This window comes from Streptomyces sp. NPDC088745 (assembly GCF_044751045.1).
GTDB classification, from domain to species: Bacteria; Actinomycetota; Actinomycetes; order Streptomycetales; family Streptomycetaceae; genus Streptomyces; species Streptomyces cremeus.
The window spans coordinates 399,949-420,660 of the sequence record NZ_JBIVLB010000006.1; the positions used below are offsets into that span (position 1 = coordinate 399,949).

Annotated in this window: 21 protein-coding genes; 18 read left to right on the forward strand and 3 right to left on the reverse strand. The window is 69.3% G+C overall.

The window, feature by feature from the left end; genetic code table 11:
* Window positions 1-445 precede the first annotated feature (445 nt).
* From ACIP93_RS19200 to ACIP93_RS19230, 7 genes are all read left to right on the forward strand, one after another.
* Entirely contained in the window at window positions 446-1,495 is a 1,050-nt protein-coding gene (locus tag ACIP93_RS19200) for a fatty acid desaturase family protein (protein ID WP_401760470.1), read from the forward strand.
* 1,399 nt (window positions 1,496-2,894) lie between these two features.
* Window positions 2,895-3,185: an Imm21 family immunity protein gene (locus ACIP93_RS19205; RefSeq protein WP_401760629.1), complete on the forward strand. Its 291-nt coding sequence runs from the start codon at window positions 2,895-2,897 to the stop codon at window positions 3,183-3,185.
* A 10-nt stretch (window positions 3,186-3,195) separates the two neighbouring features.
* Window positions 3,196-3,714, forward strand: coding sequence for a pyridoxamine 5'-phosphate oxidase family protein (locus ACIP93_RS19210; RefSeq protein WP_401760473.1), 519 nt, complete (start codon window positions 3,196-3,198; stop codon window positions 3,712-3,714).
* A gap of 831 nt (window positions 3,715-4,545) precedes the next feature.
* Window positions 4,546-4,992: a hypothetical protein gene (locus tag ACIP93_RS19215; protein WP_401760476.1), complete on the forward strand. Its 447-nt coding sequence runs from the start codon at window positions 4,546-4,548 to the stop codon at window positions 4,990-4,992.
* Window positions 4,993-5,492: 500 nt separating this feature from the next.
* On the forward strand, window positions 5,493-5,822 hold the full coding sequence (gene tpg / locus ACIP93_RS19220; protein ID WP_401760479.1) for a telomere-protecting terminal protein Tpg: 330 nt from the start codon (window positions 5,493-5,495) through the stop codon (window positions 5,820-5,822).
* Between the two features lie 342 nt (window positions 5,823-6,164).
* The gene (locus ACIP93_RS19225; protein ID WP_401760481.1) at window positions 6,165-6,689 is read left to right on the forward strand and encodes a hypothetical protein; all 525 of its coding nucleotides are present in this window, start codon (window positions 6,165-6,167) and stop codon (window positions 6,687-6,689) included.
* A gap of 78 nt (window positions 6,690-6,767) precedes the next feature.
* The gene (locus ACIP93_RS19230; RefSeq protein WP_401760484.1) at window positions 6,768-7,181 is read left to right on the forward strand and encodes a hypothetical protein; all 414 of its coding nucleotides are present in this window, start codon (window positions 6,768-6,770) and stop codon (window positions 7,179-7,181) included.
* A 395-nt stretch (window positions 7,182-7,576) separates the two neighbouring features.
* On the opposite strand, the gene ACIP93_RS19235 is transcribed toward ACIP93_RS19230, so the two are convergent.
* Window positions 7,577-8,530: an SDR family NAD(P)-dependent oxidoreductase gene (locus ACIP93_RS19235; protein WP_401760486.1), complete on the reverse strand. Its 954-nt coding sequence runs from the start codon at window positions 8,528-8,530 to the stop codon at window positions 7,577-7,579.
* Between the two features lie 426 nt (window positions 8,531-8,956).
* Here ACIP93_RS19235 and ACIP93_RS19240 point away from each other — a divergent pair, with 426 nt between their 5' ends.
* Window positions 8,957-9,334, forward strand: coding sequence for a MarR family transcriptional regulator (locus ACIP93_RS19240; RefSeq protein ID WP_401760489.1), 378 nt, complete (start codon window positions 8,957-8,959; stop codon window positions 9,332-9,334).
* Window positions 9,335-9,498: 164 nt separating this feature from the next.
* Window positions 9,499-9,798, forward strand: a complete 300-nt coding sequence (locus ACIP93_RS19245; protein ID WP_401760630.1) for a replication initiation protein, RepL2 — start codon at window positions 9,499-9,501, stop codon at window positions 9,796-9,798.
* A 67-nt stretch (window positions 9,799-9,865) separates the two neighbouring features.
* Here the strand turns inward: ACIP93_RS19245 and ACIP93_RS19250 are convergent, their stop codons facing one another.
* Complete coding sequence (locus ACIP93_RS19250) at window positions 9,866-10,552, reverse strand: flavin reductase family protein (RefSeq protein WP_401760492.1); 687 nt, start codon at window positions 10,550-10,552, stop codon at window positions 9,866-9,868.
* Window positions 10,553-10,608: 56 nt separating this feature from the next.
* Between ACIP93_RS19250 and ACIP93_RS19255 the strand changes: the two genes are divergently transcribed.
* A complete protein-coding gene (locus tag ACIP93_RS19255) occupies window positions 10,609-11,337 on the forward strand; it encodes an ArsR/SmtB family transcription factor (protein WP_401760495.1) in 729 nt (242 codons plus the stop codon).
* 77 nt (window positions 11,338-11,414) lie between these two features.
* Here ACIP93_RS19255 and ACIP93_RS19260 read toward each other — a convergent pair whose 3' ends face one another.
* Window positions 11,415-12,344, reverse strand: a complete 930-nt coding sequence (locus tag ACIP93_RS19260) for a helix-turn-helix transcriptional regulator (protein WP_401760498.1) — start codon at window positions 12,342-12,344, stop codon at window positions 11,415-11,417.
* Between the two features lie 103 nt (window positions 12,345-12,447).
* Between ACIP93_RS19260 and ACIP93_RS19265 the strand changes: the two genes are divergently transcribed.
* The 8 genes from ACIP93_RS19265 to ACIP93_RS19300 all read left to right on the forward strand — a co-directional run bounded on the left by ACIP93_RS19265 (window position 12,448) and on the right by ACIP93_RS19300 (window position 19,496).
* The gene (locus ACIP93_RS19265) at window positions 12,448-13,026 is read left to right on the forward strand and encodes an NIPSNAP family protein (RefSeq protein WP_401760501.1); all 579 of its coding nucleotides are present in this window, start codon (window positions 12,448-12,450) and stop codon (window positions 13,024-13,026) included.
* Between the two features lie 214 nt (window positions 13,027-13,240).
* Window positions 13,241-13,744, forward strand: coding sequence for a peptidase inhibitor family I36 protein (locus ACIP93_RS19270; protein WP_345219768.1), 504 nt, complete (start codon window positions 13,241-13,243; stop codon window positions 13,742-13,744).
* Between the two features lie 222 nt (window positions 13,745-13,966).
* Window positions 13,967-14,194: a hypothetical protein gene (locus ACIP93_RS19275; protein WP_401760504.1), complete on the forward strand. Its 228-nt coding sequence runs from the start codon at window positions 13,967-13,969 to the stop codon at window positions 14,192-14,194.
* An 855-nt stretch (window positions 14,195-15,049) separates the two neighbouring features.
* Window positions 15,050-15,613: a TetR/AcrR family transcriptional regulator gene (locus ACIP93_RS19280; protein WP_345219770.1), complete on the forward strand. Its 564-nt coding sequence runs from the start codon at window positions 15,050-15,052 to the stop codon at window positions 15,611-15,613.
* Window positions 15,614-15,738: 125 nt separating this feature from the next.
* The gene (locus ACIP93_RS19285; protein WP_401760507.1) at window positions 15,739-17,091 is read left to right on the forward strand and encodes a carotenoid oxygenase family protein; all 1,353 of its coding nucleotides are present in this window, start codon (window positions 15,739-15,741) and stop codon (window positions 17,089-17,091) included.
* Between the two features lie 149 nt (window positions 17,092-17,240).
* On the forward strand, window positions 17,241-18,311 hold the full coding sequence (locus ACIP93_RS19290; protein WP_401760509.1) for a medium chain dehydrogenase/reductase family protein: 1,071 nt from the start codon (window positions 17,241-17,243) through the stop codon (window positions 18,309-18,311).
* Between the two features lie 247 nt (window positions 18,312-18,558).
* Window positions 18,559-18,768, forward strand: coding sequence for a hypothetical protein (locus ACIP93_RS19295; protein WP_345219868.1), 210 nt, complete (start codon window positions 18,559-18,561; stop codon window positions 18,766-18,768).
* Window positions 18,765-19,496 (forward strand): restriction endonuclease, encoded by a 732-nt coding sequence (locus tag ACIP93_RS19300; RefSeq protein WP_401760512.1) that lies wholly within the window; start codon window positions 18,765-18,767, stop codon window positions 19,494-19,496. Before ACIP93_RS19295 ends, ACIP93_RS19300 begins: the two co-directional genes overlap by 4 nt.
* Window positions 19,497-20,712 lie beyond the last annotated feature (1,216 nt).

Consider the following 20,712-nt stretch of genomic DNA (forward strand, 5'->3'; position numbering starts at 1 on the left):
ATCATTTGCATGGGCCGCGTAGCACAAGGGTGCTGCACGGGCAGTGTCCCGGCCCGGCCGGCGCCGCACGGCCACCTGCTGCACGCCGGTCGTCCTCGCGGACGTTCTGCTGCACCAGAACGATCCGGTTTACCTGGTGCTACCGGTGCTGCTGGCTCTGTTCACGAGAACGGGCAGCACTTCGACACCGCTTCGGGAGGCGGCAAGCAGTCGCGGGCCGACCGGGATGTGTACGAGTTCCGACGGCACTGGGGCTTGCTGAAGGGGCCCGGAGACTGTGAGAACGCTGTGCTTATGCGGGCCTGTGTAATGTCGATGGAAGATGCCCTGGCCCTCGGCATGACAGGTCCCCCCACTTCTTCGACCGTCCCGCCCCGGCGCCCCACGCACGCAGTCGATTTCCCTGCGCATACGGAACCGGGCCGGTGCCGGGAATCGAGACATCATGTCCATCGTTCAAGACACCGCCCCCGTCGAACGCCGCACCGGAAGTGACTTCGCACGCCTCGCCCACCAGATCAGGGACGCCGGGCTGATGCGCCGACGGCCCTTCTACTACGGCGTGCGCATGGCCCTGGTGGCCGTCGCGTACGCGGTTGGCTGGCTGGCCTTCGTCGCCGTCGGCGACAGCTGGTGGACCCTCGCCGTCGGCGCCTTCCTCGCCGTGGTCTTCGGACAGGTCGCGCTGGTCGCACATGACGTCGGCCACCGCCAGGTCTTCCGTCGCAGCACGTCGAGCGCACTGCTCGGACGCCTGGCCGCCAACGTCGGCATCGGCATGGGGTACGGCTGGTGGCAGGACAAGCACAGCCGCCACCACGCGAACCCCAACCACGAGGAACTCGACCCGGACGTGGCCCCCGACATCCTGGTCTGGAGCCAGACCCAGGCAAGGGCGGCGACCGGCCGGGTGCCCCGCCTGCTCGGCAGGGTGCAGGCGTACCTCTTCTTCCCGCTGCTCACCCTCGAAGGCTTCAACCTGCACGTCGCGGGCATCCGGGCGCTGGCGGACCGCTCGCTGAAGCAGCGCAGGACTGAAGGCACGCTGCTGGTCACGCACTTCGTGGCTTACCTCGGGGCGCTGTTCCTCGTGCTCCCGCCGGGGAAGGCGCTGCTCTTCCTCGTCGTGCACCAGTGCCTGTTCGGCGTCTACCTGGGGGCCATCTTCGCCCCGAACCACAAGGGCATGCCGACGCTCACCGGTGACGACAGGCCGGACTTCCTGCGTCGCCAGGTCCTGACCTCGCGCAACGTGCGCGGCAACTGGTTCACCGACGTGGCGCTCGGCGGGCTGAACTACCAGATCGAGCACCACCTGTTCCCCAGCATGCCCTCGCCGAACCTGCGCAGGGCACAGCTGGTGGTCCGCCGGTACTGCGAGAGCCTCGGCGTGGCGTACCTGGAGACGTCGCTCATCGCCTCGTACGGTCAGGCGCTCAGGAGCCTGCACCGGGCCGGCCTTCCACTGCGGGAGCGGTCCGCCGCGACCTCGTGACCGCTTCCACGCAGAATTGGGCACTGATCAAACACTGCTCGTTGTCGTCGGGGAATCCGAAGGCGGCCGAGCAATGCTTCTCTCCTCTGCCTCCCCGCATGAGTGACTGTGATGAGGCCCTGGTCCTGGGTGTCGGGCCGGAGCTCGCGCCGGCTCTTGCCGCCGTGGCGGCCGAGAACCACCAGCACCCACCGGCTCCTGGGCATTACCGTCCACAGCCAGGAGCCGAAGCCGACCCCCGCCGCGGCGACCGTGTGCCTGGCGGCGGATCGGCCGCCCCCCTCCTCGACGTGACCCAGGAGGAATCACCATGCCGTTCGCCCCTTTGTACGCCTCCCACCTGTTCGCCGAGCATCTGCCTATCGCGGACTTGTCCTCTTCGGACCGTGCCCCGTGTGGGGAGCCGCCCCGATGGACCGCCCTACCGAGCGACTCCCACTGTTCGGTGGTCTGTTGGCCGTCTTCGGTGAGATGCGAGCAGCCGACCGGCCTCATGGAGGTGGAGGAACTTCACGGACAAGGACCAGGGCGCCTCCCAGCCGCAGGGCCGATGACCGGTCACCACACGTATCCGCGAACCCATGGCAGATCGCCGGCTCGACATCTGCGGGTGCTGAGCCCGACAACGTGGAAACACGTCACATGCCCTTCGTCCGCCACAGCTGCTGCGACGGCGCGCAAGGTGGCCGAAGCGCTCGAAGTGCTGGAGCCGGCCGCGGCGCAACGCGGGGGCTGAGCGAGGCGATCAACGACGTCCGGCGGTCCGCGCCGCCCGAGTCCGCGCCGCGCCCGTCGCCAAGGCATGGCTCCCCCTGGGGCACAGCAGCTGAGAGTCGTACTCCCGCGCGGAGTTCGGCATCTCCCACGCCCAGGCATACCGCCTCCTCCACGTCGCCCATGCCCTGGCCACGATCCACGACGCCATCGCCGCCGGCCCCGATCCGTCCCGTACGCGAAACAGCGCCCCGGCCACCGCGGCCGCACTCGACTACGGCCCTCTCCCAACGGGCCCTGATCGCCGTCTCCGACCGTACGGACACCGTCACGGACCTTTGATCACCCGCCGACAGCGCCCTCCAGCTCCTCGACGAACCCACGGTGTGCGCCGTAGTCCGCCAGGCCGTCCACGACGTCCGCACCGCGCCGCCTCCGCCACCCGCCGAACCGCCGGCGGATCCCGCGCTCACCGAATCACGCCGCATTGTCGACGAACTCGCCGCCCGCACCCACCAGCTCGGGAAGCTGATGCTCGAAGTCGCCCCCCCGGCGTACCTGTCCGCCATCGAGGCGGCCGACGCCCTCACCCCGCTGTACGACCAGATCGGCGAGACCCTCGACAACGCACTCGCCGCCCGCCGCTGTCCTGTGTCATCGGACTTTGAGCGATTGCCACCGAAGTTTGAGTGGTTGGCCGGGGGCCCCGGCTCTGACTTCCGAACAGGCTCTTGGAGGGTGGCAGACAACGTGCTTCCTGCCGGAGAAGCGGGTGTTCGTGCGGTGGCTGGCTGCGGACTCCGAGGCCGAGGTGTTCACGACAGCCGAGGCGGTTCCGGCCGATCAGGACACCGCTTGGGAGGACAGCGGACTGTGGGTCGCTGTTGCCCTCCACGCAGCACCGAGCGCAACCCGCACGGAGCAATCTCACCGCTGCTTCATCAATGACGACAGAGGGTGTCGGATTTACGACTGACGATGGACGTATGCGCGAAACCCCAGAAGAACTCGACAAGCTCCAGTCCCTCCTCGACTCCTCCCTCTCCAGCTCGACCGCCCACCTCCGCTCGATCGTCGAGGGCCGCACCACCACGGCGGCGCAGCTCACCGGCGTCCTCACCGGCATGTGCACGCTCGCCCTCTCCACGGTGACCGCAAAGGGCGAACCGCGAATCAGCGGCGCCGACGGGCACTTCCTGCACGGCCGGTGGCACTTCGGTACGGCGCGCAACGCCGCCAAGGCCCGTCATCTCGCGGCCCGTCCCGCCGCCAGCGTCGCGCACATGCGCGGCGAAGACCTTGGCGTGTTCACCCACGGCACGGTGGAGGAGCTGAACCCCGAGGACGCCGAGTCCACGGCCGACTGGCAGGAACTCCTCGCCTACTTGAAAGACTTCTACGGCGACGAAGCCTTCGACTGGAACCGCGAGGTCGTCTACTACCGGCTGAACCCGCACTGGATGACCGTCTACGCCCCCGACCTCGACAAGCTCACCGGCACGTGACGCCGGGTCCGTCGACAAGGGCCTGCACCTGCGCATACGTGGGTGCAAGGGCGGTCAACGGCGCGCCGCCGCGTACTACCAGCGCTATGGCGACAGCTTCGCGCAGCGCCCGCCGGTACAGCAGCGACCTGAGGCTGCCCCGCCCCCAAGCTCTCAACTCCGCTGCGCTGAGTTCGAACAGGGGGTACCTCCTTCGTCGAGTTGGACGGCGGCGCTGGCAGGCCCGGTGTCCACCCCGAGGCGGGCCCTGCACAGCGCTCAGACGTATGGCCGCACCCGGACCCGGTCACCTGCCACGTCAACCCCGAGACCAGGACCCACCTGGTCCGAGGCCCGCTCGCGTATCCACAGAGGACCGGGCGCCGCCAGGGCCTGGACTCTGTCCCGTGGGAGCTGCGTCCTCGGCGCTCCCGACGCGAGCTCTGCTCTCAGAGGGCTGGACCGGCCGACCGCGCGCTGCTCGCCCGGGTCGAAGAAGCCGGCGCCGAAGACGAGGACGGTCCGCTGCAGAGCCGCATGTTCGTTGGCTGGTGAGGGATCGGGTTCGTCGTTGGTGAGGGATCGCTCGCGTAAGAGGAATAGCTACGACTGACTGACCAGATGACGAGCGCGCCCTTCCTCACCCGCCATAGGCGAAGTACCGGCAGCAGAAGCTGTGGACGCCGCGGAGAAAGTGGTTCGGGTCGCGTCGATGTCGTCGAGAAGGCCTCGTCGGCCGGAGGAGGCCGCCGCTGGGCAGCGGGAGCGCTTGCGGTGGCCAGTTCGTGCGTTGGCCCTGCCCGGCAAGGTGGTTCCTGGCAACATCAATGGGATTCGAACATAGGGGGTTCCATGCGTTTCGGCGTCCGCTTGCTCACTGTCGCCACCGCTGCCGTCACCACCGGAGTGCTGCTCGTCGGCTGCTCCTCGACCCCGGCCGAGGAGTTGGAGGACTGGTGGTCTTCGGGGGGTGACGACAGGGTCAAGGCGCTGTCCGACAGCTCGAGCCACGTCAACACGCCGAGCATGCAGGTGATGGACGACAAGCGCACCGCTTGTCAGGAGCTGCTGGCAGCGGTGACCGAGGCGAAGAAGTACGGTACCCCTCCGAGCGAGAAGGCCAAGGGTTTCTGGGCGGAAGCCCTTACCGACTTCGAGCACGGAAGCAACGCGTGTGTCGCCGGGGTCGACCAGAAGGACGAGCCCCGGACCAACGAGGGCATCCGCGAGGTGCAGAGGGCCATCGGCATCCTGGCTTCCGCGGTGTCCATGATCAAGAGTGACTTGAAGGCCAAGTGATCCGGTGATCCGCCGGGATCGCCCGGACCGCTGATCGCCAAAACCTCTGGGGCGTCCGGCCGGGCGCCCCCGGGTGAGGTGTCGCCGGCTCCGCTGTCCCCGTCGGACCCCCACCCGCGTTGTGCCAGGCGGCCCGGACGGCCGTGGGCCGCTGGGGCCTGCCCCGGTCCGTACGCACCGATGGCAGCCGGAAGGGTCCCGTACACGAAGAGGCGAAGTATCAGCACTGGAGGCATGGATCCCGTCGCCATGCCCAAATGGACATCAGGTGGACATCGCCACGCGGACGAGGACACACGATTCGGGACCCCACAGGAAGCTCTTCATCCGGCCCGCACCGAAATCGGCAAAGGCACGTATGAAACTCCTCCACAAGTGCGGGGGTGGGCCCGCCGCAGCCGTGGCGGGGCGCCTGGGCGCCTTGCGGCGGACGCTGGAGCAGCTACCTCGCCGGGAAGCTGACGAAGCCGCAGAAGCGTCTCTGGGCCGCCCTCGTGGAAGTGGCCGAATCCGAGTGGCAACCGCAGGTCAGACTGCAGGCGCGCACTCAGGCGTCCCCCTCCAGGGGGATGACGGTGGAGGTGACGGCCTCCTTCGGATTCACCCGCACGGGCAGCTCGGACGACGGCCGCGAGCGGCAGATCACCACGGACATCTCACCCACCTGCATGAAGCAGATCCTGGATCTCCAGGAGGCCGGGGCGACGGAGGATCTGCATCCGATCGTCGCGGAAGCCATCACGGAGTCGTATTTCACAGAATGGGGCACACGGGCCGATGGCCTGCGCGCGGATTTCACGTCCGTGTCGAAAATTTCTTTCCGGCTCTGACCCGGATAAATTTCCGCACCTGTTGTAAAACAATCCGGCGGGCCGTCGACCGCGCTCCGGTGGCAACCCGCTCAGAATCCGTCCCACAAACGCGAGGCCGAAGACGACCAGGATGCGGTCGCCCGGCAGCGGAACCCGCGGACCGCTCGCCCCGCGCGTCGCTGTGCCCCGGGACCCGGTCGATCCGGCCCGCATCGGGCGGCGCGTCGTACGGCGCCGCGCGAAGGGCATGGACGCCGGCACCGTCGCGGCGGCCCTCAAGGACGCCCGCTTCGACGCACGGCAGGACTCCCCCTACGAGGACTTGGCCGACGACGTCCGCGGCCCGGCGGAGCCCGCCGAGTGGGAACGCCTGGTCCAGTCGTCGCCGCGCCCTCGGGCACCGTCTACGACCCGGACACCGACGACGTGGTCCAGGCCGAGCTCGCCGCCGAAACCGCGGCCGCCGCCGACCGTGAGGCCGTCGTACGCGAGGCGCAGCGGATCACCGCCCACGCCGACGAACTCCAGGCACTGCGCGAGCTCCCCGCCCTGGAGCAGACCGAGCCCCCCGACGGGGACGAAGCCGCGCGCAACGAGCCGACCCGGCGAACCGGCGGATACGTCCGGGCCGACGTCGACGCCTGGCTCGCCCGCGCCCTGGCCGCGCACCTCGGGCACTACCGCGACCCGGCCGCCCGTAAAGCCGCCGCAGACCTCCTGCCACCACCGGCCCTTGCCCACGCCGCGCTGCTCGCCGAACTCGTCCGCCTGGTCCCCGGCGTCGACATGGACCAGCTGGCGTTCGCGGCCCGGCTCGCCACCACCGAACCCGAAGCCACCGGTGTCCCGTCCCATCGGGCCTTGACCGATCTCACCGAAGTTTGACGAACGCCCTGTTCGTCTCGTCGAAGCTTGATCAGCGCTCGGGATCTGTTGCGGATCGAGCCACGTACCCTCGGCTGCATGCCTCGCCATCCGAAGAAGCCCCGTCGGCTGGTCGCCGAAGGGCGCGTGTACATATGGACGATGCGTCACAGCCATCGCAAGGACCATGAGGGCCGGGTGGTGGACTGCCGCCAAATCCTCACCCTGTTCCCGCAGCCGGCCGGCACCAGCGGCTCACTGCGCATTGCCTTTGCCGACGGGCCCGGCCGGTACCTCCCGGGCGGAGCCCCCTTCGGCTCCGGGGACGTGGGCTTCACCCAAGGCGCAGACCTGAACCTGCACGAGCCGGGCGCCGTCCGGGCCCTGCTCGATGTGGCACTCGCCCGGGGGTGGCAACCGGGGGAGCGGCGGGCAGTGGAAGTCGACGGCTGGCTCTTGCTGGATGCGGCGGCCGCCGCGCGAGAGGGGGAGACCAGCCCCGATGGCCGGTAGAGCGGTGACTCCTCTTCGCCAGGCATTGATCCTCGCAACAGCCAGCCGTGCAGCGATCAAACTTCGGTGAGACTGGTCAAACTGCGTTGAGACGGGACAACCGGCGACCTCGCTGCGCTCCTCGCCCGCGCCCACCCCACTCGCTGATCACCAAGGGCGACTGTCCTGTACCGCTGAACCTGGACCACTGCGTGGTTTGTGCCACCGAAGACGGACCTCCGCAGGCCAGCGCACTGTGTGATCCTTCGCCGAAGTGGGCCCGGCGCTCTGCCGGCCCCGAAGCGACTGTCCTGGGTCACGAGACCTTGACCATTTGCCACACGATTTCGAATATTTGCCCGATCTCAGCCCTTCAGGCGTCTACTTCACCGCGCTCGGTCGCTGGGCCTTCAGTCCTACCGGACCTCGTCGAACGTCAGGTCGTCGCCGATCAGGTTGCAGCTGGCCGCCCAAAGGCGTGCTGCGGTCGTGGTGTCGGTGAGGTGGTTCCAGAGGGGTTCGATCCTGGGCGTACCGCGCAGCCCGAACAGTCGGGGGCTCCACATCTGGCCGCCGCGGACGCCCGGGTCGAGCACGGCCCGAACGGCGGGCCACGCGGCAGCGTCCTTGCCCTGGACGAGAAGGCCGAGCGGCAAATGGCGCAGCCGCTCGCCGGCGGTCCGGACATGCAATGGCGGGCGCGAAGGCGTGAGGGCGTCGAGCGCGCCGCCGGGATGGACGACCACACTCAGTGTCGTGCTGCCAGCGGCACGCAGGCGGCGGTCAAGTTCGAAAGCGAAGAGCATCTGGGCCAGCTTCGACCGGGCATAGGCGCGCTTGGGCTGGTAGTCGTGCGTACTCTGCAGATCGTTGAGGTCCAGGCGTTCGGTCTTGGCGGCGAAGCTGCCGGTGGTGACGATTCGGCTCCCCGGGGTTGCCGTGAGCAGGGGTGTCAGGTGGTGGGTCAGCGCGAAGTGCCCCAGGTGATTGGTTGCGAACATCAGCTCGTGGCCGGCTGTGGTTTCGCGGCGCGGTGGATGGTCGAGCGCCACGCCGGCGTTGTGGACGACGGCGTCGAGGCGATCCAGTCCGAGCGCGTCCACAGATGCTTTGAGCGACGTGAGATCGGCCAGGTCCAGGGACAAGTGCTTCATCCTGGCACCGGGGACGCGCGAGCTGATGGAAGCGATCGCATCTGCGGCCTTCGCCTTGTCGCGGCTGCCCAGAACGACCATGGCCCCGGTGCCGGCGAGCTGCTCGGCGACGAAGTACCCGATCCCCGCGTTGCCGCCAGTGACCAGGAAGCACCTTCCCTCGGAGCGGGGCAGCCGGTGGACGTCCCACTGCGGGACCTGGGTTACGGAGGGCATGGCGGGCTCCCGGGAGGTTGGAGTGGTCTGGAGACGGGCGGGACCGCGCATGCACAGGCGGCCAGGCCCAGTTCTCACGGTCCCTGACGCCGCCTACATCTCGCCGACAGGCCCCTTTCTCCATCGACAGCCCACCGACATTGCGCTGGTAGCGGCGCATCGTCCTTGACCTGCGACGGTCCAACTTCGGTGTCACAAAATGCGCTCCGCCCAACTTCGATGGCAATCGATCCAGGTTCGGTGGCACGGGACAGTGACTGTCACGCTCGTGTGTCACGCGCCCTCGACCCCGCTGTCACGCTGCCAGTCGGGCCCCGGATCACGGACCCGACCCCAGGGTTTCGGCCTCGCGCCCAACAGTGTGGCACCTCGCCAGGTGCGGCTACGCAGCGCAACCGATGCCCAATGAAGACGATGCCATGGCTCATGACCTCACGTCACGGCAATACCCCTCCTCGGAGGGCCCGTTGGGAGTACGCAGGCTTCGATGCCGACACAGTCGAGGCCGTCCCGTATGTGCCGTATGCCTTCTCCGGCGATCACATCCAGGTCGACAAGGCCCGCGTCGAGGCCATCACGGAAAGCCGGGAGTTCACCCCCGGCCAGAAGTTCCTCGTGCTGTGGTGGGTCGGCATCTCTCCTGCGGGCATGGAACCCCTGAGGGCCACCGGTGCCGACATCGGCAAGCGGGTCGGCATGAGGGGTGACGCGGTCGGCAAGATCAACCGGAAGTTGCTGAAGCGGCGGATCCTGATTGAGCGAGGCAGGATCGGCAACTACAAGCTCTACCGCATCAGCCCGTAGTGCATCGCCTTCCACGGCACCGGGATTGAACAGCGGGAAGCGATCAAGACATGCAGGCCGCCGGACATCCCCGGCTTCGACGGCACAGCCCCTTCGCGGTGGGAGGCCAAGGGGACAACGAGGACAAGAGCAAGCTCCTGGACGTTCTCCAGCGCACCGTCGGCATGACCGCCAACCAGCGCCTGGTCGTCATGCTCTACGCGATGCACCCGACCGACCGTGCGGGAGCCGTCGTAGAGACCGGCGCGACACTCGCTGCCCTCGTGGGCATGTCGCCCACCGTCTTCTCCCGCACCCGCCGCCAGGTCGTGGCAGCCGGATGGCTGGAGGAATCCGACCGGCTCGCTCACATCAGCTACTACCGGCTCAGCGAGAAGTCCACCGGCGAGGACGTCGTCGTCCCCCTGCGCCGGGCGGCCTCACCACCCTCTCCGGGACCGTCCTCATGTACGTGGAGTGGATGAGTTACGGTCCGGGGACCGCCCTCATCCACTCCACGTACATGAGCTGAGCTAACCGAGGCCTCTGATCTCAGTGGGGTGCTGTGTCGGCGACCGCGGCAGGCCCCTCGGGGCTGCGGGGTGTCTGGGTGCGGTAGGAGTGGCCGAGTTCCGAGCCGAGTCCGAAGTAGTGGCGGAAGTTGTAAATGAGGGGGCTCCATGCGGCGGGGTCGATGTGGTCGGTGCCCGGAACGACGATCCGGGAGTCGGCGTGCACTGTGCACACGGCTGCCTCGACGATGACGAAGTCCCCGGAGACGTCCGGCTGTACCCGTTCGGCACGGGCCTCCAGTTGAAGGGGGCATCCGGCGACGCGAGGCGGCCGGACCCGGTGGGAGGGCTCGCTGGTCATGCCTGCGGCGGCGAACTTGTCGGGTTCGAAGCGGCAGCCCTTGGGCTTGCTGGAGGGCACTGGATCCCGGCCGGTCAGTGGTGCCAGCCGCTCCACGGCCGGCCACTGGGCGGGGGCCGGCAGGTTGATGACCAGGTCGGGGCGGCTGCCGAGGTTGTACGCGGTCTGCCCTTCACGGCCCAGTCCGATCACAACCGTCTTCCCGAGGGCCCATGCGGATGATATCGGGGCAAGGTTGAACGAGCCGTCCTGATTCTCTGTCGACAGGAGCACCACTGGCGTCCCGAAGTACAGGATGCTCGGCTCGATCTCCAGGTGGGTGGCGACTGTCTGTGCGGGCAGGGTGCTGGGGGGTGCCGTGTTCATGGCCAGAAACCTAGGGTGCGGTTGTTTCGGTCGGGGCCGAAGTGTCACAGGGGACAATGGGCCGCATGGACACGCAGCGCGCACATGTAGCCGGCCCCGACCTGGCTACCGTGGCAAAGCTTCTGGCCGATGGCACACGGGCGGGTTTCTGTCTGGCCCTGCTCGACGGCCGGGCTTGGACAGCGACGGAACTGGCGCGCCACGTGGGGGTGGCGCCCTCGACCGCGACGGAGCACCTGCACGCGCTCGTCCGCGGACACCTGCTGGCTGAGGAACGGCAGGGCCGCCACCGCTACGTGCGTCTGGCCGGTCCGCACGTAGCCGAGCTGATCGAGAGCCTCGCCTCCATGGCACCCGAGCGCACCCCGGCACCCCGCTCCCTGTCGGCGTCAGGCCGCCGTCAGGCCCTCGCTCACGCCCGTACCTGCTACGACCACCTCGCCGGGACCGTCGGAGTCGCCATCACCGATGCGATGCTCGACCGAAGGCTGCTGGACGTGGAGCACGGACTCGGGCTCACCAGCGCCGGAGCGACCTGGCTCGAAGATCTCGGCGTCACCGTCCCGACCGGCACGCGCCGACCATCGGTACGGTCATGCCTGGACTGGACCGAACGCCGCCCCCACCTGGCCGGCGCCGTCGGCGCCGCCCTGTGCCGTCACGCGTTCGACACGGGCTGGATCACTCCCATAGGTACCACGCGTGCCGTCGCGGTCACCCACCTCGGCCGACAGGCACTCCGCCGCCATCTCGACCTGTCCGATGAACTCCTCTCGCAGAAATGAGGTGAAGAGACATATCGGGTCCTACACGCGTGCGCGGGCGGCTGGTGTCCAGGCCGGGAGAACCTTCTGCTCAGAGGTCATCCGTCGTAGCGGGTGGCTAGGGCTCGTGCCGTCTGGGCGATGCGGTTGCGTAGTTCGGCCGGTGCCAGGACCTCGACATCGGCGCCCAGCCGCAGGAAGTCTCGGTGAGCGTGGTCGATCGACTCGATGGGCACGCGGGCCTCTGTCCAGCCGTCACCCGTGGGTGTCACGCCGAGGAGGCGGGCGCCCTCCGGGGTGAGCCGCACCAGGGCGTCCGCAGTGTGCAGTCGCGCTCGGAAGTCGGCCAGACAGACGTTCCAGTACCCGGTCAGGTCGAATCCGTCCGGAATGACGAACTCCTCTTCCAGCGGCCGGATTCCGAGGATCTGGTCGACTCGGTAGGTGCGGATCCCGGACGGCCCGCCGGCGACCAGGTACCAGCGGCCGGCCTTGAGGACGAGCCCGTACGGCTCCACCCGCCGCTCGATCTCCTCCGGCGCCCGCCAGCGCCGGTACCGCAGTACCACCGCCCGCCGCGCCCACACCGCGGCGGCGACCGCGGCCAGGTGGGGCACCCGGTCGGCGTCGCCGTACCAGCCGGGGGCGTCGAGCAGGAAGCGTTCCTGGATCCGCTCGGCGTGCTCGCGCAGCCCCGCCGGAAGGGCGGCCCGCAACTTGAGCCGGGCGGTAACGAGCGCCTCGCCGAGGCCGAGATCGGCAGCGGCATCGGGAAGTGCGACGAGGAACGCGGCCCGTGCCTCGTCCACGGTCAGCCCGGTGAGCCGGGTCCGGTAGCCGTCGACCAGCCGGTAGCCGCCCGCGTGCCCGGCGGCGCCGTACAGCGGGATACCGGCAGCACCGAGCGCCTCGACGTCCCGGTAGACCGTCCGGACGGAGACCTCCAGTTCCTCGGCCAACTGCCGGGCCGTCATCCGGCCCCGGTTCTGGAGCAGCAGAAGCAGGGTGACCAGCCGGCTCGCACGCATGCCGCCCAGTATCCACTGACAGTTGATGTCAGCAGACCGGCCCTAACCTGCGGCACATGGACGACAACTGGACCACGGACCTCACACACCGGGCGGCCACCGCATGAGCATCGTCGAACTCCGGCAGTACACCCTGCATCCCGGCGCCCGAGAAACGCTGATCGACCTGTTCGAGCGCGAGTTCGTGACCGGCCAGCAGGCGGTCGGCGTCACCGTCGGCGGCCGGTTCCGCGACCTGGACGACCCGGACCGCTTCGTCTGGCTGCGCGCGTTCCCCGACATGGCGCACCGCCGGCGCGCACTGGAGGCGTTCTACACCGGCCCGGTCTGGCGGGAGCACCGCGACACCGCCAACGCCACCATGATCGACAGCGACGACGTCCTGCTGCTGCGCGGCCCGGGCTTCGTGCCGGAACCGGGCGCGAGCGAGGTGCTCGTGACCATCTGCCATCCGACCGACGCGGCCGGCTTCGACGCGTACGCCGCCCGGAACCTGGGCCCGGGCCACGCGCTGCACCGCACCGAGCACGCCGAGAACGACTTTCCCCGCCTGCCCGTCCGGACCGGGGAAGACGTCCGGATCTGGTTCGGCCAGGCCCAGCCGGCACCCTGGCCGACCCGACGGCTGCGATTGGAGCCCGTGCAACCTCGGAACCCCTCACCGCACCGCGCACGCTTGTGAAACGTGCTGTGACCGGGTTGCGCAGGACGGCCAGAGTTCCCCAGTGAGGAGGGCCGGAAGGACCGGTAAACCCCTGTCGTAGGCCTGGTGTGCAGATCTCTACCGCAGGAGGCGGAGGGGAAAGTCAACCGGCTGGGTGACGTGCACCGGAGATGCCACTTGTAACTTCGTCCGCATCCGCAACCCTCTGATACGAACGGAGAGCGGAACACCCATGAAGACTCCGAAGAAGACCGGTATCGCCCTGGGCGCGGGCGCTCTGCTCCTCAGCGGACTGACGACCGCCCCGGCCGTGGCCGCACCCGCCGCGTCCTCGTCCTTGTCCTCGGCCAAGGTAGACGCGTACATGGCCGTGGTACCGAACGGCACGAAGGTGAGCGACAACGAGATCACCTGGGAGAACGGCCAGGTGCGCGTGGTCATGTCGGCCGCCAAGAAGTCCTGCGCAGTGGGCTACTACTGCGTGTGGGAGCACAGCAGGTTCCGCGGTGCCATGGCGGCGTGGACCGGGTCCAAGGACCGGTGCAAGAAGTTCAACTTCACGAAGTACTGGAAGAACAAGGTCTCCTCGTTCCAGGCCCGGGGCAACTGCGAACGGGGGAACTACTTCCTCAAGGCGGCCAAGGACTGGCAGCCCGACTGGTTTGAGCCCTTCGAGGGCGCCAAGGAGTACGTGCGCTACAACGACGACTACGACTACGCCTCCAAGGGACTCTGAGAGCTCGACGCTGTCCTCGGGGCGATCCGCCTGTCCGCCACCAGGGTGACGACCGGCAGCAGGCATGCCGACTGCCGGCCGCCTCACAGCTGGGCTACCGGCCCAGCCGATTCGATCCCTTGCACCAAGTGCCACGAAGACACCCTCCGATACGGAGCGGGCGTAACCTGCTGTGCAAGTCGTGCCGCACCCAGAGCAGCTCTGAAATGCCGACTGAACAACATGATGCGCGTCGCAGTCCGCCAGGCCGCCCGCGATGTTCGCACCGCGCCGCCTCCGCCGCCCGCCGAACCGCCGGCGGATCCCGCGCTCACCGAGCTGCGCCGCGCCGCCGACGAACTCGCCGCTCACACCCACCAGCTCGGGAAGCTGATGCTCGAAGTCGCCGACGCGTGCCTGTTGGACACCGAGGCGGCCGATGTCCTCGCCCCGCTGGCGACACCCTGCTGACTGCTTTGGCCATGAGCGGAAGGACGACAGCGCGATGCCGATGCTGCAACTGGGACTCGTCCGGGTGATCATGCAGCCCGCCGGGCAGCGGTTCAGGTCCGGCAGAGCAGTCTCGCCTGCGCCGGTTCCTGGGCCGCGAACTGTCAGCCGGCCCACGGCCGCTGCGCGAGTCCTTCCGCGCCCAGCACCAAATCGATCACCCTCTGCTGCCCGGGCCCGGCGTCGCCACGGAGGCCGGCAACGCCGGCACCGCGATCGACCAGCGGCTACGCCTCGTCTTCACTGCGGGCGCGCCCGTGGACCTGGCCACGGAGGCTGGATTGGAGGAGACCGGGAACGCAAAGAGAAGCGCTCGTTCCAGCCGGACCCGACGCGGCTGCCCCGGCATGCAGGAGTGGTAGCCGGTCACCGAGCCGATATGAGCGGGAGTCGGCAGGCCGGGCCCGGCGTCAGGACGCTGTGTCTTTGGCGGCAGCCGGTACGCCTTCGTGAACGCCTCAGTGGCCTGCACGGCCAGCCCCTCCTCGCGCCGAACACGTCACCCCACCCTTTGAGACGCTGCCCCTCGCGGGTGAAGGCCGACCGGCGGTTCTTCTGCCGGACAGCAGATGACCGGGGCAGTGGCCCTCCACCCCTGGAGAGAGCGGGAGGGTCCACACGTCGCCAGGACCGGACACCGGCCGGCAGGGAGGTCCGCCCCCTGTACGCGAGGAGCGCTTCCGTCTGCTGCGACTGGGGCTGCGCCTGTAGACGGCCTGCATCCGGCGCACCCCGGCAGAAGCCGGGCCCGGCGCCTCTGCCCGGCACCGCAGAAGCACGCTTGACACAAAAAAGAGTGAGTGATTGAGTACTCACATGAAGACGGAACGACGCCAACTGTCCACAGCCGAAGAGCGCAGGGAGACGGTGCTGCGTACCGCCATCGGGGCTTTCGCGGCCCGGGGGTACTTCGGGACCACCACCACAGAGGTGGCCAAGGCGGCGGGCATCTCGCAGGCGTACGTCTACCGCCTCTTCCCGAACAAGGAAGCCCTGTTCACCGCGGTCGTCGAGCACTGCTTCGTGAAGGTGCGTGCCGCCCTCGAGAGCGGTGCGGCAAAAGCCGAGAGCAGTTCACCCGAGGAAGTGCTCGCTTCGATGGGTGACGCGTACGCCCGTCTGATCAGCGACAACGATCTGATGCTGGTCCAGCTGCACGCCCAAGCGGCCGCGGTCTCCGAGCCGGCCGTGCGGGAGGCGGTGCGGGCGGGGTACGCCCGCAGCGTCGAGTACGTGCGCAGCGCCTCGGGCGGCAGCGAGGCGCAGGTGCAGGAGTTCTTCGCCGTCGGCATGCTCTGCCACCTGCTGGTCTCCATCGACGCCGGGGCGATCTCCGCGCCCTGGACCCGCACCCTGACGGCGGGGATCATGCACTACTGAACCGCCTCCCGGAAGGCGGCCGCGCATCTGCGGATCCTGCGGCCGCCTTCTTTTTCGCCCTGGCATTGAGTGTCTGACCACACACACTTGATTATTGATCCTCTCTACCGAGATTGAGGTTCGTCATGGCCAGCAAGCCCTATCTGACCGGTCACTACGCCCCTGTCGCCGACGAGATCACCGCGACCGAACTGACCGTGGAGGGGAACCTGCCGCCGGAGCTGACCGGCCGTCTGATCCGCAACAGTCACAACCCCAAGCCCGGTATCACCCCCTCCCACTGGTTCAAGGGCAGCGGCATGGTGCACGGCATCCGCCTGAAGGAGGGCCGAGCCGAGTGGTACCGCAACCGGTGGGTCCGCACCCCCGCCCTGGAGGGCGCCCCGTACATGACCGACCGGGGACCGGACCTGCGGGTGAGCACGGCCGGTACGCACGTCATCGAGCACGGCGGCCGCCTGCTGGCCCTGTCGGAGACGGCCCTGCCCTTCGAGCTGACGGCCGACCTGGAGACGGTGGGCGCTCACGACTTCGGCGGCAAGCTCACCTCCGCCATGACCGCCCACCCCAAGGAGGACCCGGCCACTGGCGAACTGCACTTCTTCGCTTCCTCCCCCTTCCCCCCGTACTTGATCCACCACGTCGCCTCCCCTGACGGCCAGGCGCTCGACAGCCAGGAGGTCCCCGGCGCGAGCGCCGCACTGAAGCACGACTTCGCGATCACCGCACACCATGTGATCTTCCTGGAGGGCTCGGTCGCCTTCGACCCCACCGAGCACTCCGGGATCCCCTACGGCTGGAGCGATGCCCAGGCCTCGCGGATCGGCGTCATGCCGCGCGGTGCGGGTGGCGCGGCGAAGGTCCGCTGGTTCGAGATCGGCCAGGGGTACGGCATGCACTTCGCCAACGCCTACGAGGACGCCTTCGGACGGATCGTTGTCGAGGGCCCCACAGTGGGCCGCGAGGGCTGGCAGCGCTCGTGGAACTGGTGGGTCGGTGCACCCGATCGCGGCGCTGAGCCGAACTCCGGCTCCCGCAGCCGCCGCTGGACCATCGACCTTGCCGCAGGAACCGTCCACGAGCAGCAGACCGACGACCTGACGGTGGAGTTCCCCACCATCAATGACAGCTTCACCGGCAGCGAGCACCGCTACCAGTACGCCCTGTCCTTCCCCGACGACCTCGGGATCGGCAACCACACCCTGGTGAAGTACGACCGCGCCGCCGGCACCCGGCAGATGCTGCCTTTCGGCACCGGCCAGCTGCCCAGCGAAGCGGTGTTCGTCCAGGCGGACGGCGCCACCGGTGAGGACGAGGGATACCTCCTGACGGTCGTGAGCGACCTGAACGCCGACGCCTCCAGGATGCTCGTCCTGGACGCGTCGGACCTCACCCCGCCGCCGGTCGCCACCATCCACCTCCCCCGCCGGGTGCCCGCGATGATCCACGGCTCGTGGATCCCCGACTCCGCCCTCTGAGAACGCCTCCCGGCCCTCGCCGCCCGGACGGACGGCCACCTGTCAGCTCGGCTACCCCGCTGCCGGCCCTTGCGGGCCATTGCCCTGCCGATGCCCCACCGTACCGCCGTCGCCGGACGCCGGCCCATCCGAAATTGAGGAGCAATCCCGTGTACGACTCCCACGCCCGCGTTTCCGCCGCCGGCTCCCCGGCGGCTTCGTCCACCGTCACCGAGGCGGTGCTGCCCGGCATCGTCGAGGCGGACGGCATCCAGGTCCGAACCCGGCCCGCCCGTCCCGCCGGCCCCGGGCAGGTGGTGCTGGCGATGGAGGCCGCCGGGGTCTCCTTCGCCGAGCAGCAGATGCGGCGCGGCAAGTACTACGACCAGCCGCCCTTCCCCTTCGTGCCCGGTTACGACCTCGTCGGGCGGGCCGTCGACGCCGGCGAGGGCGTGCCGGGCCGCGTGCTGGGGCGGCGCTTCGCGGTACTGACCAAGACCGGCGCCTGGGCCAGCCATGTCAGCGTCGACGTCGGCGACCTCACCGAGGTGCCCGAGCCGGTGGACTCCGCCGACGCCGAGACCTTCGTGGTCAACGGCATCACCGCCTACCAGATGCTCCACCGCCTGGCCGAGGTCCGCGCCGGCGACACCGTCCTGGTGCTGGGCGCGAACGGCGGCGTGGGCTCCACCCTCGTCCAGCTCGCCCGCATCGCCGGCGCCAAGGTCGTGGGCACCGCATCGCCCAAGCACCACGACGCCGTCCGCACGCTGGGCGCCACCCCCCTCGACTACCGGGACCCCGGCCTGCACGAGCAGCTGCGCGCCCTGGCCCCCAAGGGGTACGACGCGGTCTTCGACCACGTGGGCGGTGAGGGCATCGTGACCTCTTACCGGCTGCTCGCCCCCAAGGGCACGCTCGTCTCCTACGGCACCGCTTCCACCCGGGACGTCCAGGGCTCGTCGAAGGCCCCCGTCCTCAAACTGTTCGCCCGCCTGATGTGGTGGAACGCAGCTCCGAACTGCAAGAGCGCCCACTTCTACAACATCTGGGCCGGTCGGCGCCGACTCGACACCTTCCGGGCCAAGTTGCACGCCGACCTGACGCAGGTCTTCGCGCTCCTGGCCGACGGCAGTCTCACCCCTCAGGTCGCCGCCCGCATCCCCCTCGCCGACGTCGCCAAGGCCGTAGAGATGGCCGAGTCCGGCACGGTGGTCGGCAAGGTCGTCCTGGTGCCGTAAGGCGCGCGACAGCCCATGACCGCGAACTCCCCGTCACATATGGCCGGCCTCCGGGCCCGGCAGACACGCCCCTCCCTGCGCGGTCCGGCGGACGCCGCGCGAGGCAGGGGCTCTGTCATTCGAGGGGAGGAATTGAGACGCCCCGCAGATGACTTTGTGCCATTTCTCAACAACTCACCGTCACGATCTGCCTTGTCTCGCTAGACAGAGGGGGTCAAGACGGGCGGTTGTGGGGGAGGGCCGGTTGATTCTGACCATCAACCTTGCGGTGCTGCTTGCTGTCGTCGTGTTCTTCCGGCTCAGACGGCGCACCCAGGCCCGCAGCCGGGTCGAGGAACGGAACACCGCTCTGATCGTGCTGGCCCTGGGCATCCTGATCGCGCCCACCCCGGTCGGGCAGGGCATCGGGGACTTCCTGAAGCAGCTCGCGCAGTCCGTCACACAGAGCGCCCAGTGAGCTCCCCCGCCCGCCGCCGACGGCCGGCAAGCAAACGACGGGCCGGTTCACGGCCGCGGCCGCGCACGTCCAGCAAGCGGCGGCAGCAGGAGAACGACCACCTGGCCGCTGTCGTGGTGGCCGGGCTCGTGGGCGTAGGCCTGGTGGTGCCGGCCGTCAACTGGCTCCTGGCGAACTGGTGGGTTCTCGTCGTCCTGGGAGTGGCGGCGGCGGGAGCCGGCGGCTGCTGGCTGTACCAGCGGCGGCAGCGGGCCCGCTGGGACGCCGTACGGGCGCAGGCGCTGCGGTACGCGATGCCCCAGCTGGACGCGCTGCACCACTCCCGCTTCGAGGACGCGGTCCGGGACCTGATGTTCCGCGACGGGTGCCGGGACGCGGTACGGGTGGGCGGCGGCGGGGACCAGGGCGCCGACGTGAAGGCCACCGACCCCTACGGCCGGCGGTGGGTCATCCAGTGCAAACACCGCCGCGACGGCCTCGCCGGATCCGCCGTCGGCACCCCCGACCTCCAGGTCCTCAACGGCACCGCCCGCCCGGTCCACCACGCCGACGTGGCGGTCATCGTGACCAACGGACGGGTGACCGCACCCGCGGTGACCTTCGCCCGGCAGCAACGGCTCCACGTCATCGACCGCCATACCCTCGCCGCCTGGGCCGCCGGCTCCCGCCCCCTGTGGGACCTGCTCCCCGCCGTACCCCGGCCGCGCAAACCCGGCACCCTCTCCTGAACCCCGCGCACGCCGATCGCCGCGGACGGGTCAGCGGCCCGGCGGGACCTGCTGCTCTTCGACCGCACCGCACACCCCGCGTTGCTCACCGCGACGACGTCCACACCGCCGGTGCCCGGCCCCCGGCACACCTGCTGAACACCGCGCACGACGTCCCCCCGCTGCTGGTGCTCTCCCGCACCCGCGGCCACGGGGTCAACCTGAAGACGCTCGGGCTGGAGGAAATGGCGCTGGACCCGCGGGCCGGGCTGCACGTGACGGTGCTGGCCGCCGCAGCCGAGCGCGGTGCCACCCGCCCGGTCATGACGGTGACCGAGAACGCCGCCGCCCATGTGGCCGCCTACGGCGCCTTGTTCCGTCACCACGGAGACACCCGAATGCGGTCCTGCTGCACGGCAGAGTCCCGTACGAGGCAACAGCACAGGACCGGCTGTACGACGTGCATCAGGCCCATGCGGTCCGGGAGCTGTTCACCGGCTGGTACCTGCCGCTGCACTTCTGCCTCGAACGCGGCACGGTGAGCGCCCCGGGCCCCCGCCCTGCTGAAGTTCCTGCGCCGCGCTCACCTCGCCCGGCCGACCGCACCTGCGGGTGATGTCCTGGCCGACCTGCGCCACCGCGTGGCGGCAGGTGATATGCGCTGGGTGACGGACGCCCGGATGCTGGCCTGCGCGCCGGCCGACCGGGAGAACACCACCGGGTCGACGGCCCTGGAGAATCGAGAACGCCCTGGACCCGCTCCACGGCGACCAGGCCCGCTGCCTGCAGACCACACTGCGCTCCTTCTTCAGGGCCCTCAAACGCGAACGCCTCATCTTCCGAGACCCGGCCCGCAACGTTTGCCTCGCCAGCAGCCGATCCGTGCCCACCGCGCTGCCCTCCGACCGCATCGCCGGTCTCCTGGACCGCCTCGACGACCCGCGCGACCACCTCGTGGTCATCTATGCCCTCCTCCCCGGGCAGCCCGCACACCACACCTCCGGCGAACCGACCTCGACCGCAGCAAGGGCCAGCTACGCCTGCGCCGGGTGGGACGCATGGTCATGTCATCTACCTCGGCGCCTTCACCCTGCGTCTGGCCACAGCGTGGGAGCTCCAGCGCCACCAACGCTGGCCCGACAGCTCCAATCCCTACTTCTTCGTCACCCGGAACACCGCCGTTGACGATTCCGGTCCGCCCATCAGCGCTGGCGTGGTTCAGTTACTGAGCTTTTTC